The sequence below is a fragment of the Brevundimonas sediminis genome, from assembly GCF_048799765.1.
Taxonomy (GTDB): domain Bacteria; phylum Pseudomonadota; class Alphaproteobacteria; order Caulobacterales; family Caulobacteraceae; genus Brevundimonas.
In genome coordinates this window covers 1-13748 of the sequence record NZ_JBLYQK010000045.1, presented here as the reverse complement: position 1 = coordinate 13748, position 13748 = coordinate 1, and the positions used below count along the sequence as shown (strand labels likewise).

Here is a 13748-nt window from a genome sequence, read left to right as displayed (position 1 = left end):
GCCTGGGACCGTCCGGCGCCGCGCGCCGCGGCCGCCTACGGCGTGCGTCGGCTGCTGCCGTCGTGGCGCTGGCTGGCCGAGGCCATCTGGTGGGTCGAGCACGCCTTCGGCCGCGCCCGCGCCGACGCCCGGCCGGACGAGGACACCCGCGTCCGCATCTTCGTCATCCTGACCGCCTTCTCGGTGGTGTTCTGCTGCCTGGCGCTGGGTGCGGCGCGCGCGGCCCTGCTGACGCCCAAGGGCGTGGTGGGGTCGGCGGCCAACCCGAACGCCGTGGCCCGGGCCGATCTGGTCGATCGCAACGGCGCGCTGATGGCGACCAACGTCAACCACTACAACCTGTATGTCGATCCGGCCCAGGTGTGGGACCTGGACCTGGCCGAGCGCAGCATCCGTCGCGCCCTGCCGCGGGTGCCCGCCGATCGCCTGCGCGAGGTCCTGCACGGCCGCCGGCGCGGTCTGGTCCTGCAGGGGCTGAACCCCAAGGAGAAGGGCGCGATCCACGCCCTGGCGCTGGGCGGGGTGGATTTCGAGGCCATCGATCGCCGCATCTATCCGCTGACGCCCTCGGCCCGCCATGTGCTGGGGCGCGCCGACACGGCCGGCAGCGGGATCAGCGGGGCCGAGCTGGCCTTCAATGACGAAATCCGGGCCGCCGGCGCGCGGGGCGAGAGCTTCCCGCTGTCGATCGACCTGAGGGTCCAGGGTGTGCTGGAGAACGAGCTGTTCGCGGCCGCGGAGGAAGTGCAGGCCAAGGGCGCCGTCGGGATCGTCGCCGACGCCACCACCGGCGAGGTTCTGGGCATGGCCAGCTGGCCGACCTCGGACAGCAAGAACCTGGCGACGACCGGCAACTACGAGATGGGGTCGGTGTTCAAGACCTTCACCATCGCCGCCAGCCTGGACACCGGGCGGGTGGACATGAGCTCCATGTTCGACGCCTCGGCGCCCTACAAGATCGGCAACCGGACGATCCGGGACTTCCACGCCACGAACCAGATCCTGTCGCTGGAGGGGGTGTATCTACACTCGTCCAACATCGGCACCTCGCGCATGGCGGTGGAGCTGGGGCCGGAGGTGATGCGCGACTACTTCAACCGACTGGGTCTGCTGGATCGGGCGCCGATCGAGCTGCATGAGTCCGTGCCGCCGCGTCGGCCGGCGAACTGGCAGGACTCAACCCGGGCGTCGCTGTCGTTCGGCTACGCCATCATGATCTCGCCCCTGCAGATGACCGCAGCGACCGTGGCCCTGGTCAACGGCGGCCTGTACCGTCCGCTGAGCCTGCGCCGCGGCGGAACGGGCGCCGAGGGCCGCCGGGTGGTCAGCCCGGAGACCTCGCGCAACATCCGTGAGCTGATGCGCGCCAATGTGCTGCGCGGCTCGGGCCAGCGGGCGAACGTTCAGGGCCTGCGCGTCGGCGGCAAGACGGGCTCGGCCAACAAACTGGTCAACGGCCGCTATGACGCGCGTCACGGCGTCGGCTCCTTCGCCTCGGTCTTCCCGGTGGACGGTCCCGACACCACCCGGCGCTATGTCGTCTATGTGCTGATCGACGAGCCGGCGATCGGGTCCCAGCTGGGCGGCGCGGTCGCCGTCCCGGTCACCGGCCGGGTGATCGACCGGATTTCGGGCTTCCTCGGCGTTGGCCGGGTGCAGGATCCCGTCCCCCCGCTCATGGCGGCCGCCCGATGAGCGCGGTGCGTCTGTCCGATCTTCTGCGTCGCGATGTGTCGTCCGACCCCCTGATCACCGGGGTCACCGCCGACAGCCGCAAGGTCGCTCCCGGCGCGCTGTTCGTCGCCCTGCCGGGGACGGCCGCCGACGGCCGCGCCTTCATCCCCCAGGCCCTGTCGCAGGGCGCCGCCGCCGTGCTGGCCCCGGCCGACACCGATGCAGGTCTGGCTCCGGTGCTGGTGACCTCGGGTGACGTGCGCCGGGCCTACGCCATCGCCGCGCGCAGCTTCTACGGCGCCCAGCCCCGGACCTGCGTGGCGGTGACCGGCACCAACGGCAAGACCTCGGTCGCCGCCTTCTGCCGCCAGATCTGGGCGGCGCTGGGCCTGACCTCCGCGAGCATGGGCACGCTGGGGGTTTTGAAACAGACAGGTAACGTTAATCACGCGTTGACGGGGCCCGGCCTGACCAGCCCGGACGCCGCCGACGCGGCGCGGATGCTGGCCCAGCTGGCGCAGGAGGGGGTGACCCACCTGGCGCTGGAGGCCTCGTCGCACGGCATCGACCAGCGCCGTCTGGACGGTGTGACGCTGAAGGCCGCGGCCTTCACCAACCTGACGCAGGACCACCTCGACTATCACGGCGACATGGACGGCTACCGGTCTGCCAAGCTGCGGCTGTTCGAGACCCTGCTGCCGCGCGGGCGGACGGCGGTGCTGAACGCCGACAGCGACGCCTATTCGGCCTTCGCCGCCGCCAGCATCACCTCGGGCCTGGGGGTGATGGGGGTGGGCGAGCGCGGTCGCGACCTGGCCCTGATCGCCCGCCGCGCCGTGCCGGAGGGCCAGCGCCTGACCCTCGACGTGCAAGGCGAGCTGCATGAGGTGCTGCTGCCGCTGGCCGGCGCCTTCCAGGCCTCGAACGCCCTGGTGGCGGCGGGCCTGTGCATCGCCGCGGGCGAGGACGCCGGGCGCGTGCTGGCGGCGATGGAGCGGATCGAGGGCGCGCAGGGGCGTCTGGAGCGCATCCCGGGCTCAGCGGGTCAGGGCGAGGTCTATGTCGACTACGCCCACACGCCGGATGGCCTGGAAACCGTGCTGAAGGCCCTGCGTCCGCATGCGACGGGCCGCCTGATCGTGGTCTTCGGCGCCGGCGGCGACCGGGACCGGGCCAAACGCCCGCTGATGGGCGAGATCGCGGGGCGTCTGGCCGACATCGCCATCGTCACCGACGACAACCCGCGCTCGGAAGACCCCGCCGCGATCCGGCAGGCGGTGCGCGAGGGCTGTCCCGACGCGCACGAGATCGGCGACCGCCGCCGCGCCATCCAGCACGCCATCGGCCTGATGCGTGAAGGAGATGTGGTGGTCATCGCCGGAAAAGGGCATGAACAGGGGCAAATCGTCGGCGGGGTGGTGCATCCCTTCGATGACGCCACCGAAGCCGCGGAAGCCTTGCGTATCCATGCCTGAGACCCACGCCCTCTGGACGTCCGCCGAGATCGAGGCCGCGACCGGAGGCAGCCTGTCCGGCGCCCCGTTTGAGGCGACCGGCATCACCTACAACAGCCGCGAAATCGTGCCCGGCGACCTGTTCATCGCCCTGAAGGGCGCGCGGGACGGTCATGACTTCGCCGACATGGCCTTCGCCAACGGCGCGACGGGCGCGATCACCGAGCGTCCGGTCAACGGCCCGGCGGTCATCACCGCCGACACCCTGCGGGCGCTGGAGGGGCTTGGCGTCTTTTCCCGGGAGCGGGCCCCGCACGTGAAGCGCGGCGCGGTCACCGGCTCGGTCGGCAAGACCAGCGTGACGCAGGCGATCAAGGCGGGGCTCGATCTGGCCGGTCCGGCCCACGCCTCGATCAAGAGCTACAACAACCACATCGGCGTGCCGCTGACGCTGGCGCGGATGCCGCGCACGGTCGAACGGGCGGTGTTCGAGATCGGCATGAATGCGCCGGGCGAGATCGCGCCCCTGTCCAAATTCGTCCAGCCGCACGCCGCCTGCGTGACCACGGTGGGGCCGGTGCACATTGAGGCCTTCTCCGATGGCGAAGCCGGTGTCGCGGCCGAGAAGGCGTCGATCTTCGACGGTCTGATCCCCGGCGGGGTGGCGGTGGCCAACGGCGATGTGGCCTTCTCCGCCGTGCTGTGCGACCGGGCCAAGGCCGTGGGCGCGCGTCTGGCGACGTTCGGCAACGACGTGGGGAATGACGCCCGCCTGCTGGACTTCCAGCCCTTCGAGGGCGGGGCGCGGGTCAAGGCCGAGCTGTACGGCAAGGCGCTGGACTACCAGCTGGCGCAGTCGGGCTTCCATTGGGGGCTGAACAGCCTGTGCGTCCTGCTGATGCTGGATGCGCTGGACGTGGCGCTGGAGACCGGGCTGGAGGCGCTGAGCCACTTCCGTCCGCTGGCCGGGCGGGGCGAGACGACGGCGGTGCAGGCGCCGGGCGGGGCCTTCACCCTGATCGACGAAAGCTACAACGCCAATCCGCTGTCGATGGCCGCGGGCTTCCGCAGTCTGGGCGCCAAGCCGGTGACGGCGGGCGCGCGGCGGATCGTGGTGCTGACCGACATGCTGGAGCTGGGCGAGCAGTCGCGCGGCCTGCACGAGGGGCTGGCCGCCCCCATCGACGCCGCCGGGCTGGATCTGGTCCACGCCGCCGGGCCGGAGATGAAACAGCTGTATGATGTCCTGCCCGCCGCCCGTCGCGGCGTCTGGCGCGAGACCGCCGCTGAGCTGGCCGCCGAGGCCGCCGCGCTGGTCGGGCCGGGCGACATCGTGATGGTCAAGGGTTCGAACGGGTCGAAGGCTTCGCAGGTCGCGAAGGCTCTGGCGGCGCTGGGGGAATAAGAGCGTGTTTTATCTGCTGTATCTCTACTTCCAGGACGTGGCGCAGGACTATCCGCTCCTCAACCTGATCCAGTACCAGACGGTGCGGGTGGCGCTGGCCATGGCGACCGCCATGATCGTCGCCGTCGCCATGGGCAGCCGGTTCATCGCCTGGATGCGGGTCAAGCAGGGCAAGGGCCAGCCGATCCGCTCGGACGGGCCGGTCACCCACCTGTCGAAGGTCGGCACCCCGACCATGGGCGGTCTGATGATCCTCGCGGGCATCGCGGTGGCGGTGCTGCTGTGGGGCGACCTGACCAACCCCTACATCTGGATCGTGTCGTTCGTGACGGCGGCCTTCGGGGTGCTGGGCTTCATCGACGACTACGCCAAGGTGACCAAACAGACCTCGGCCGGTCTGACGTCGAAGCAGAAGCTGGTCGCCCAGACCATCGTATCGGTGATCGCGGGCGTGCTGACGGTGCTGTGGATGACGGCCTCGCCGACCTCGCCCTTCCTCGAGACGTCCATCGCCTTCCCCTTCTTCAAGGCGGTGCTGCTGAACGTCGGCTGGTTCTATGTGATCTTCGCGGCCTTCACGATCGTCGGCTTCTCGAACGCGGTGAACCTGACGGACGGGCTGGATGGTCTGGCCATCGTGCCGGTGATGATGGCGGCGGCGGCGTTCGGCCTGATCTCGTATCTGGTCGGCAACTTCATCTTCTCCCAGTACCTGGGCGTGCACCACGTGCCGGGCTCGGGCGAGCTGGCCATCTTCTGCGCGGCCATCATCGGCGGGGGCGTGGGCTTCCTCTGGTACAACGCCCCGCCGGCCAAGATCTTCATGGGCGACACCGGTTCGCTGGCCCTGGGCGGCGCGCTGGGCTCGATCGCCGTGGCGACCAAGCATGAGCTGGTGCTGGGCATCGTCGGCGGCCTGTTCGTCATCGAGGCCGCCTCGGTCATGATCCAGGTCGCCTACTTCAAGGCCACCGGAAAGCGCATCTTCCTGATGGCGCCGATCCACCATCACTTCGAGAAGATGGGCTGGCCGGAATCGACCGTGGTGATCCGCTTCTGGATCGTCGCCGCCATGCTGGCGCTCGCCGGTCTGGCGACGTTGAAGCTGCGCTAAAGCCATGATCCCCGTCCCCGGCTTTGAAGGACGGAGGATCGCGGTCTTCGGCCTTGGACGGTCGGGACTGACGGCCGCGCGCGCGCTGAAGGCGGGCGGAGCCCTGCCGGTGCTGTGGGACGACAGCGTCTCCAGCCGGATGCAGGCCGAGGCCGAAGGGTTCGCGGTCGAGGACCTGACCACGGCTGACTGGTCGGGCTTCGCGGCGCTGGTCCTTTCGCCGGGCGCGCCCCTGACCCACCCGAAGCCGCACTGGACGGTCGAGAAGGCGAAGGCTGCGGGCGTCGAGGTGATCGGCGACATCGAGCTGTTCGCGCGGGCGCTGGCGGCGCTGCCGGAAGGCGGGCGACCGCGGGTGGTGGCGATCACCGGCACCAACGGCAAGTCGACCACCACGGCCCTGATCGGCTGGGTGCTGAAACAGGCCGGGCTGACGGTGCACGTCGGCGGCAACATCGGCATCGGCGTGCTGGCCCTGCCAGAGCCGACGAAGGACGCGGTCTATGTGATCGAGGTGTCGAGCTATCAGCTGGACCTGACGACGCGCTTTGCGCCCGACGTGGCGATCCTGACCAACGTCAGCCCGGACCATCTGGACCGGCATGGCGGGATGGAGGGGTATGTCGCGGCGAAGCGGCGGATATTCCGGGCCCACGGAGCGGGGCGGTTCGCGCTGGTCGGTACGGATGAAAACGCCGGGCGGGATATCCACCGCGCCCTCATTGGCTCTGGCGGTACGCTGACCGAGATTACGACCCGGGTCATTACTGTGGGCGGCGGACGACGGGGCGGGGTGACTCCCGACAAGGTGACTGAGCGGTATCCCGGCCCGCGCGGGCAGGCGTTCATTGACGGACGGCTTCTGACGCTTGAGGCTACGGATGGCGAATTGACGGGGGATGGCGTAGCGATCGCCGATCTCTCTGCCGCCCGCTCTCTCCCCGGACGCCACAACGCCCAGAACGCGGCCTTCGCCTATGCCGCCGCGCGGGCGGTGGGCGTGTCGCACGAGCAGGCCGTCGAAGGCCTGCTCTCCTTCCCCGGTCTCGCGCACCGGATGGAGACGGTGGGGACGTTGGGCAAGGTGCGGTTCGTCAACGATTCCAAGGCGACCAACGCCGATGCGGCGCGGCAGGCGCTGTCCAGCTATGAGCGCAGCTTCTGGATCGCCGGAGGGCGGGCCAAGGCGGGCGGGATCGATGATCTGGAGGACCTGTTCCCCCGGGTGGTCGAGGCCTTCCTGATCGGCGAGGCGGCCGGGCCGTTCGCCGCGAGGCTTCAATCTTCGACTCTGGGCGAGACCCCGCACCGGATCAGCGGCGACATGGCGACGGCCGTGCAGCAGGCGTACGAAGCCGCTGCGGCGACGGGCCGGGACGAGGTGGTGCTGCTGAGCCCCGCCGCCGCCAGCTTTGACCAATATCCCGACTTCGAGGCGAGGGGGGAGGCGTTCCGCGCCGCCGTCCTGGCGCTCGGAGCCTCACCTGCGAGCGTCGCATGACCCAGCAGAGCTATAATCCCGCCTTCTCCCGCAACGACCAGAGCCTGCTGGCCAAGTGGTTCTGGACCATGGATCGCGGCCTGCTGGCCGCCGCCCTGACCCTGATGGGGCTGGGGGTGGCGCTGAGCTTCGCCTCGTCGCCCGCCGCCATCCTGGCCGACCAGTCGATCAGCGATCCCTTCCACTATTCCTGGCGGATGATCGTCTTCGCCTCGATGGGGCTGGGCATCATGCTGACCATGTCCTTCCTGTCGCCGCGCGGGGTCCGGCGGATCGCGGTGCTGGCCCTGCTGGGCGCGATCTGCGTGATGGCCCTGCTGCCCTTCATCGGCGACACGGTGAAGGGGGCGGCCCGGTGGATCAATCTGGGGCCGTTCAGCCTGCAGCCGTCCGAGTTCGTGAAGCCCAGCCTGATCGTCTTCGCCGCCTGGATGTTCTCCGAGGCGCAGAAGGGGCAGGGGGTGCCGGGCGTCAGCATCGCCTTCGGCGCCTGGGCGGTGACTGTGGGCCTGCTGCTGATCCAGCCGGACATCGGCCAGACCCTGCTGATCACCACCACCTTCATGGCCGTCTTCTTCATGGCCGGGGTGCCGCTGAAGTGGGTGATGGCCCTGGCCGCCGCCGGCGCCGCTGGGGTCGTGGGCCTGTTCTTCACGTTCAGCCACATGCGTGACCGCCTGAGCCGGTTCGGTTCGGATGACGCGGGGGCGACCTACCAGATCGACCGGGCGTCCGAGGCCATCCGCGCGGGCGGTCTGGTCGGCCGGGGCGTGGGCGAGGGCGTCATGAAGCGCTCGGTGCCCGACCTGCACACCGACTTCATCTATTCGGTCGGGGCCGAGGAGTTCGGCCTGGTCCTGAGCCTGATCATGATCGGCCTGTACGCCTTCATCGTCATCCGGGGCATGCGCCGGGCGATGAAGCTGAACGACCCGTTCGAGCAGGTGGCCGCCGCCGGCCTGTTCATGCTGATCGGGCTGCAGGCCTGCATCAACATCGCGGTGAACCTGAACCTGATCCCGACCAAGGGTATGACCCTGCCCTTCATCAGCTACGGCGGCTCGTCCATGCTGGCCATGGGCCTGACCATGGGCTTCGCCCTCAGCCTGACCCGCCGCCGTCCGGGCGCCTATGAGCCGGGCGCCTCACTCGGCGAACGCCGCCGCATCCTGCCGTAGGGAGTGAGTAGTGCTAGTGAGTGGTGAGTGGTGACCGCGCACGGTGCTCACTCTGGCGCTCTACTCACTGCTCATTCCTCACTCTTCACGACCTTCCAGCCCGAAGACCGCCCATGAGTTCCAAAGTCTGCGTCGTCGCCGCCGGGGGCACCGGCGGGCACATGTTCCCCGCCGAGGCCCTGTCGCGGGAGCTGGCCGCGCGCGGCTGGCGCATCGTGCTGGCCACCGATCATCGGGGCGAGCAGTACGCCCATGCCTTTCCGGCGGAGGAGCGGCTGGCGCTGGACGCGGCCACGGGCAACGGACCGGTCGGCATGGCCAGGGCGGGCGTCGCGATCCTGAAGGGGGTGATGCAGGCGCGGTCGGCCCTGACGCGGCTGGACGCGGCGGTGGTGGTCGGCTTCGGCGGCTATCCGTCGGCGCCCGCCCTGCTGGCGGCGCTGAGCCAGAAGCGGCCGACCCTGCTGCATGAGCAGAATGCGGTGCTGGGCCGCACCAACCGCTGGCTGGCCCCCTGGGTCGGCGCCATCGCCTCGTCCTTCCCGAATCTGCAGAAGGTCCCGGAGAAGGTGCAGGGGCGGGTGAGCCTGATCGGCAATCCGGTGCGGCCGGACATTCGCGCCCTGTATGATCGCCCCTTCGTCGCGCCAGTCGACGGCGGGCCGATCCATGTGCTGGTCACCGGCGGCAGCCAGGGCGCCCGCATCCTGTCCGAGACCGCCCCGCGTGCGCTGGCGGCCCTGCCGGACGCCCTGCGCCGTCGCCTGAAGGTGCAGCAGCAGTCGCGGCCCGAGACGCTGGAAAGCGCGCGCCAGATCTATCTGGAGGCGGGGATCGAGGCCGAGGTGGCGCCCTTCTTCCGCGACATGGCCGCCCGCCTGTCGGCGGCGCATCTGGTGATCGGCCGGGCCGGCGCCTCGACCTGTTCGGAGCTTGCGGTGGCGGCCCTGCCGTCGCTGCTGATCCCGCTGAAGATCGCCATGGACGACCACCAGCGCTTCAACGCCGCCAGCCTGGCGGAGGCGGGCGGGGCCGAGGTGATGCTGGAGGATGCGGTGACGGTGGAGGCCATGACGGCGGCTCTGCAGGCCATCCTGTCCGACCCGTCGCGCCTGTCGGCGATGAGCGCGGGCGCGCGGTCGGCGGCCCTGCCGGACGCCACGGCCCGGCTGGCGGACATGGTCGAGACGGCGGCGGGCTGACGCACCGGGGATTTCCGGGACACCACCCGCCGGGTCGTGCGTTAGCTTGGCCATGGCGAATTTCATCACCGACCTGACCCACGAAATCGCCGCCCTGTGGCGGGAGTTTCACTGGCTGCCGGAATGGGCTGTGATCACGCTTGTGATCGCGGTCTTCATGCTGATCGGCTGGGCCGCGAACCAGCTGGTGTTCTGGCTTCTGAAGCTGGCGGTGCGGAAGCGGGACCTGTTCTGGCGGGGACTGGTGGGCCGGGCCCGGCTGAAGGTCCGGATCATGGTGATGATCATCGCCCTGGCGCTGGCGGTGACGGTGTCGCCCATGGATCCCGGACCTTCGGCCAGCATCCGGCAGGCGCTGGGCTTCGCCTTCATCCTGATGCTGGGCTGGACCGCCATCGGCGCCTCGGACATGTGGGCCATCATCTACATGCGCCGCTTCAACATGGCGGAGGAAGACAACCTCATCGCCCGCAAGCATGTGACCCAGACCCGCATCCTGCAGCGGGTGGCGGCCCTGCTGATCGCCTTGGTGACCCTGGGGCTGGCGCTGATGACCATCGGCGCGGTGCGCCAGTGGGGGATGAGCCTGCTGGCCTCGGCCGGGGTGGTCGGCATCATCGCCGGTCTGGCCCTGCAGCCGCTGCTGACCAACATGATCGCGGGCGTGCAGATCGCCACCGCCCAGCCGATCCGGCTGGACGACGCCGTCATCGTCGAGGGCGAGTGGGGGCAGGTGGAGGAGATCACCTCGACCTATGTGGTGGTGAAGCTGTGGGACTGGCGGCGGATGATCCTGCCGCTGAGCTATTTCATCACCACGCCCTTCCAGAACTGGACGCGGGAGACGGCGCGGCTGATCGGGACGGCCTTCCTGTATGTGGACTATGAGGCCCCGATCGACCGGCTGCGGGCGGAGCTGGAGCGCATCTGCCGGGCCAGTCCGCTGTGGGACGGGGATGTGGTCAATCTGCAGGTGACCGACATCTCGGACCGGGTGGCCCAGATCCGCTGTCTGGCCAGCGCCCGCAATGCGCCGACAGCCTTCGATCTGCGCTGCGAAATCCGCGAGAAGATGCTGGCCTTCCTGCGGGATGAATGCCCGGAGGCCCTGCCGCGGCAGAGGCAGCTGAACTCGGGGATGAGCGAGGACGGAGCGCTTCCGGCGATGCCGGAACGCTGACCCCTTGCTTTCGTCATCCTCCAGTCTCGGCTACGCCTTGCCGGAGGATGACGAGGGCGGGAGGGTCAGGGGTTCGCCAACGCCTCGCGCCCCACCCGGACAGCCTCCTCCAGCGCGCCGACGCCGTCGGGACCGACGGAGGCCGGATCGCAGGCGGCGGCCAGAAGCTCGGCGGCGTCGCCACCCTCGACGGCGTCATAGGCGGGGGCGGGATCGGGCGTGGCGGGACCTTCCGCGCCGCCGGCCTTCACCGCCGCGAAGTCCAGGCGGTCGGCGGTGCGGGCGGCGCAGTCAAAACGCCACCAGGACCAGCCGCCCCAGTAGGCCTGATCCCCGACATGGAAGTCGGCCTCGGTGACCTGGAAGGCGCGCATCCTCACGCCGTCGCCGTCGCGCGCGATCGAGACCGTGTCGGCGAAGATCGCGAAGCGGCCCACGCCGGTCAGCACCAGACGATGTTCGCCCGCATGGTTGTCGTCCTGACCCGCTGTCGCGGGGGCGGCGAGGGCGGTCAGCAGGGCGGCGAGCAGGGCGGACTTCGGCGCGGGGCGTTTCATTCCGCCATCGTAACCGGACGTTGACTGCGCGTCGCTAGGCTGACGCCATGACGCGCTTCATGACGCTGGACTTCGCCGACGGAGACCGGGCCGCCCTGCTGGGGCAGGTCGCCGCCATGGCGCGCCAACCCTACGGCTATGTGGTCACGCCGAACGTGGACCATGTGATCAAGCTGATGGACGGGCGCGTACCCGAGGACGTCTATCGCGGCGCGGCCCTGATGGTCTGCGACAGCCGCATCCTGGCGCATCTGGCCAAGCTGAGGGGCAAGCGGCTGTCGGTCTATCCGGGCTCCGACCTGACGGCGGACCTGCTGGCCTCGGACCACGACCTGACCTTCGGCGTGTTCGGCCCGGACCGGGCGGCGTTCGGGGATCTGGTCGCCCGCTATCCGAAGCGCCGGTTCACCTTCATTGAAGCGCCGATGCTGACGCCCGGCACGCCGGAGTGGGACGCCACGGTGAAGACCGCCGCCGCCGCCGAATGGGACGTGCTGCTGGCCTGCGTCTCCTTCCCCAAGCAGGAGCGTTTCGCTCATGCCCTGCGCGCGGCCGGACGGCCGTCCGGCGTGACCCTGTGCGTGGGGGCGTCGGTGGACTTCCTGACCGGCCGCCAGCACCGGGCGCCCGCGATCTTCCAGACGCTGTCCCTGGAATGGCTGCATCGCCTGCTCAGCCAGCCGAAACGGATGTTCCGCCGCTATGTGATCGAGGGGCCGGCGATCTTCGGGTGGTTCGTGAAGACGGAAGTGCTCAGCCGCTAAAGGGCGTTGGCGGGGTCGTGCAGTCAGACGGCGGGGCGCGGTAATCCGTCGAGTTCGGCTGTGGCTCGATCCAGCGCTCGGTTCCGGCGGCCTTGTCGATGGCGTCCTGCAGACGGGTTACGATCGGCGGCATTCCCGCCTCATCGCCCACATAGTCTACGATGACCTTCTTCTGCCCACCGATATTGATGCCGACGATGTAGGTCGGATTGTCGGTCACCTCAGCGGTGTACTCGTCCTCGAGGGAGAAGACGTCGGCCCTGCGGAACAGTTCGACCAGGGCGTTGAAATCCTTCAGCTCGATCCGCCCGGTCTGCCATCCGAGAGCGTGGACATCGGCGCGGCCGCAGAAATAGACCGTGCCGTCGCTCCGTAAGGTGGTGAGATAGGCCGGGCAGGTCCCGAAGCAGCCGGTGCGTTCAAGGTAGATGCTGATCGGCTTTCCGTTCGTATCCGGGAACGGGATGTGGCGAGTCGGTGTCCGGACGGGCGGCAACACCCTGACCCATTGCGAACTGCGGATGGTCTGGCCGGGGGGCACGTCGCGCCACCACGCCTTCCTGACGGCTTCAGCGGCGGCTGCCCGGGTAGCGTGGGACAGGTCGCCGATCTGGTCGCTGAAACGAACCGCCTCGACCTCGCCCCGGCCGTCAACAAGTACATCGTAGAGGATCATGCCCGAGGGGCAGCCGGGTTCACGGCAGTAGACGCTGAGTTCGGGCGGTCGGGGCTGTTCCGCGATGGGGAGGGGGCGGGCCTGCCTGAGCCGGGCGGTGGCCTCGAACTTAAGGTCATCGGCATGAACGGCCATTGCAGCCACGGTCGCCAGTCCCGCCAGAATGAGGTCCAGCGGCAAGCGTTTCATCATGCCACCAGCGTCTCGGCCTGCTTCAGGTCCACGCTGACCAGCTGGCTGACCCCGCGGTCCGGCATGGTGACGCCGTAGAGGCGGTCCATGCGGCTCATGGTGACGGGGTTGTGGGTGATGACGATGAAGCGGGTCTCGGTGCGGTTGCGCATCTCGTCGAGCATGCGGCAGTAGCGGTCGACGTTGGCGTCATCCAGCGGGGCGTCGACCTCGTCCAGCACGCAGACGGGGGCAGGGTTGGCCAGGAAGACGGCGAAGATCAGGGCTGCCGCCGTCAGGGCCTGCTCGCCGCCGGACATCAGGCTCATCACCGACAGACGCTTGCCGGGCGGGCAGGCGTAGATTTCCAGACCGGCCTCCAGCGGGTCATCGCTCTCGACCAGCTTCAGCTCGGCCTGGCCGCCGCCGAACAGGGCCTCGAACAGGGTGCGGAAATTCTCGTTGATGATGTCGAAGGCGGCGATCAGGCGCTCACGGCCCTCGGCGTTCAGCTCGTCGATGCCGTCCCGCAGCTTGGCGATGGCGCTGGTCAGGTCCGAGCGTTCGACCTTCATCGTCTGCAGGCGGTCGCCGTAGTCGTTGGCCTCTTCCTCGGCCAGCAGGTTGACGGCGCCCAGCGCCTCGCGCTCGCGCTCCAGACCGAACAGCAGGCTTTCGGCGCCGGCGGCGTCGGGCGGCCGGGCGACGGCGTCGTCGGTCAGCTTCTGGCCCAGCTCTTCCGGCGACATCTGCGCCGTTTCCTCGACCGTCTTCGTCGCGTCGGCCAGCTTCTCGGCGGCGGCCTCGGCGCGGGCGGCCAGACCGGCGCGGGCCTCGCGGGCCTGACTGGCGGCGGTCTCGGCGGCGCGTGA

Annotated in this window: 11 protein-coding genes and 1 pseudogene; 9 read left to right on the top strand and 3 right to left on the bottom strand. The window is 69.6% G+C overall.

Features of this window, described 5'->3' with window-relative positions; all coding sequences use genetic code 11:
- From ACLQ7T_RS15125 to ACLQ7T_RS15090, 8 genes are all read left to right on the top strand, one after another.
- Positions 1–1695, top strand: a 1695-nt coding sequence (locus ACLQ7T_RS15125) for a peptidoglycan D,D-transpeptidase FtsI family protein (RefSeq protein ID WP_420480160.1), incomplete at its 5' end; no start/stop codon positions are given.
- Positions 1692–3149, top strand: coding sequence for a UDP-N-acetylmuramoyl-L-alanyl-D-glutamate--2,6-diaminopimelate ligase (locus tag ACLQ7T_RS15120; protein WP_420480159.1), 1458 nt, complete (start codon positions 1692–1694; stop codon positions 3147–3149). The genes ACLQ7T_RS15125 and ACLQ7T_RS15120, both read left to right, overlap by 4 nt.
- Positions 3142–4533, top strand: coding sequence for a UDP-N-acetylmuramoyl-tripeptide--D-alanyl-D-alanine ligase (locus tag ACLQ7T_RS15115; protein ID WP_420480158.1), 1392 nt, complete (start codon positions 3142–3144; stop codon positions 4531–4533). Before ACLQ7T_RS15120 ends, ACLQ7T_RS15115 begins: the two co-directional genes overlap by 8 nt.
- Positions 4534–4537: 4 nt before the next feature.
- Positions 4538–5647 (top strand): phospho-N-acetylmuramoyl-pentapeptide-transferase, encoded by a 1110-nt coding sequence (gene mraY / locus ACLQ7T_RS15110; protein ID WP_420480157.1) that lies wholly within the window; start codon positions 4538–4540, stop codon positions 5645–5647.
- 4 nt (positions 5648–5651) lie between these two features.
- Positions 5652–7148, top strand: a complete 1497-nt coding sequence (locus ACLQ7T_RS15105; RefSeq protein ID WP_420480156.1) for a Mur ligase family protein — start codon at positions 5652–5654, stop codon at positions 7146–7148.
- Positions 7145–8326 (top strand): FtsW/RodA/SpoVE family cell cycle protein, encoded by a 1182-nt coding sequence (locus tag ACLQ7T_RS15100; protein ID WP_420471338.1) that lies wholly within the window; start codon positions 7145–7147, stop codon positions 8324–8326. The genes ACLQ7T_RS15105 and ACLQ7T_RS15100 overlap by 4 nt, the downstream gene beginning before the upstream one ends.
- Before the next feature lie 113 nt (positions 8327–8439).
- The gene (murG, locus tag ACLQ7T_RS15095; protein WP_420480155.1) at positions 8440–9528 is read left to right on the top strand and encodes an undecaprenyldiphospho-muramoylpentapeptide beta-N-acetylglucosaminyltransferase; all 1089 of its coding nucleotides are present in this window, start codon (positions 8440–8442) and stop codon (positions 9526–9528) included.
- Positions 9529–9580: 52 nt separating this feature from the next.
- A complete protein-coding gene (locus ACLQ7T_RS15090) occupies positions 9581–10708 on the top strand; it encodes a mechanosensitive ion channel family protein (RefSeq protein ID WP_420480154.1) in 1128 nt (375 codons plus the stop codon).
- 65 nt (positions 10709–10773) lie between these two features.
- Here ACLQ7T_RS15090 and ACLQ7T_RS15085 read toward each other — a convergent pair whose 3' ends face one another.
- A complete protein-coding gene (locus ACLQ7T_RS15085; RefSeq protein WP_420480153.1) occupies positions 10774–11265 on the bottom strand; it encodes a hypothetical protein in 492 nt (163 codons plus the stop codon).
- A 47-nt stretch (positions 11266–11312) separates the two neighbouring features.
- Between ACLQ7T_RS15085 and ACLQ7T_RS15080 the strand changes: the two genes are divergently transcribed.
- Positions 11313–12029 carry a WecB/TagA/CpsF family glycosyltransferase gene (locus ACLQ7T_RS15080; protein ID WP_420480152.1) on the top strand — a complete coding sequence of 239 codons (717 nt, stop codon included), beginning with the start codon at positions 11313–11315 and terminating at the stop codon, positions 12027–12029.
- Here the strand turns inward: ACLQ7T_RS15080 and ACLQ7T_RS15075 are convergent.
- Entirely contained in the window at positions 12019–12897 is an 879-nt protein-coding gene (locus ACLQ7T_RS15075) for a DUF6438 domain-containing protein (protein ID WP_420480151.1), read from the bottom strand. The genes ACLQ7T_RS15080 and ACLQ7T_RS15075 overlap by 11 nt on opposite strands.
- A pseudogene (locus ACLQ7T_RS15070) lies at positions 12894–13748 on the bottom strand (chromosome segregation protein SMC); the annotation flags it as partial. The gene ACLQ7T_RS15075 and the pseudogene ACLQ7T_RS15070, both read right to left, overlap by 4 nt.

Bases quoted from the DNA above. Each gene is read 5' to 3' on its own strand.
- ACLQ7T_RS15120 (WP_420480159.1), top strand. From the start codon at position 1,692: ATGAGCGCGGTGCGTCTGTCCGATCTTCTGCGTCGCGATGTGTCGTCC.
- murG (WP_420480155.1), top strand. From the start codon at position 8,440: ATGAGTTCCAAAGTCTGCGTCGTCGCCGCCGGGGGCACCGGCGGGCAC.
- ACLQ7T_RS15075 (WP_420480151.1), bottom strand. From the start codon at position 12,897: ATGATGAAACGCTTGCCGCTGGACCTCATTCTGGCGGGACTGGCGACC.
- ACLQ7T_RS15085 (WP_420480153.1), bottom strand. From the start codon at position 11,265: ATGAAACGCCCCGCGCCGAAGTCCGCCCTGCTCGCCGCCCTGCTGACC.
- ACLQ7T_RS15090 (WP_420480154.1), top strand. From the start codon at position 9,581: ATGGCGAATTTCATCACCGACCTGACCCACGAAATCGCCGCCCTGTGG.
- ACLQ7T_RS15100 (WP_420471338.1), top strand. From the start codon at position 7,145: ATGACCCAGCAGAGCTATAATCCCGCCTTCTCCCGCAACGACCAGAGC.
- ACLQ7T_RS15080 (WP_420480152.1), top strand. From the start codon at position 11,313: ATGACGCGCTTCATGACGCTGGACTTCGCCGACGGAGACCGGGCCGCC.
- ACLQ7T_RS15105 (WP_420480156.1), top strand. From the start codon at position 5,652: ATGATCCCCGTCCCCGGCTTTGAAGGACGGAGGATCGCGGTCTTCGGC.
- ACLQ7T_RS15115 (WP_420480158.1), top strand. From the start codon at position 3,142: ATGCCTGAGACCCACGCCCTCTGGACGTCCGCCGAGATCGAGGCCGCG.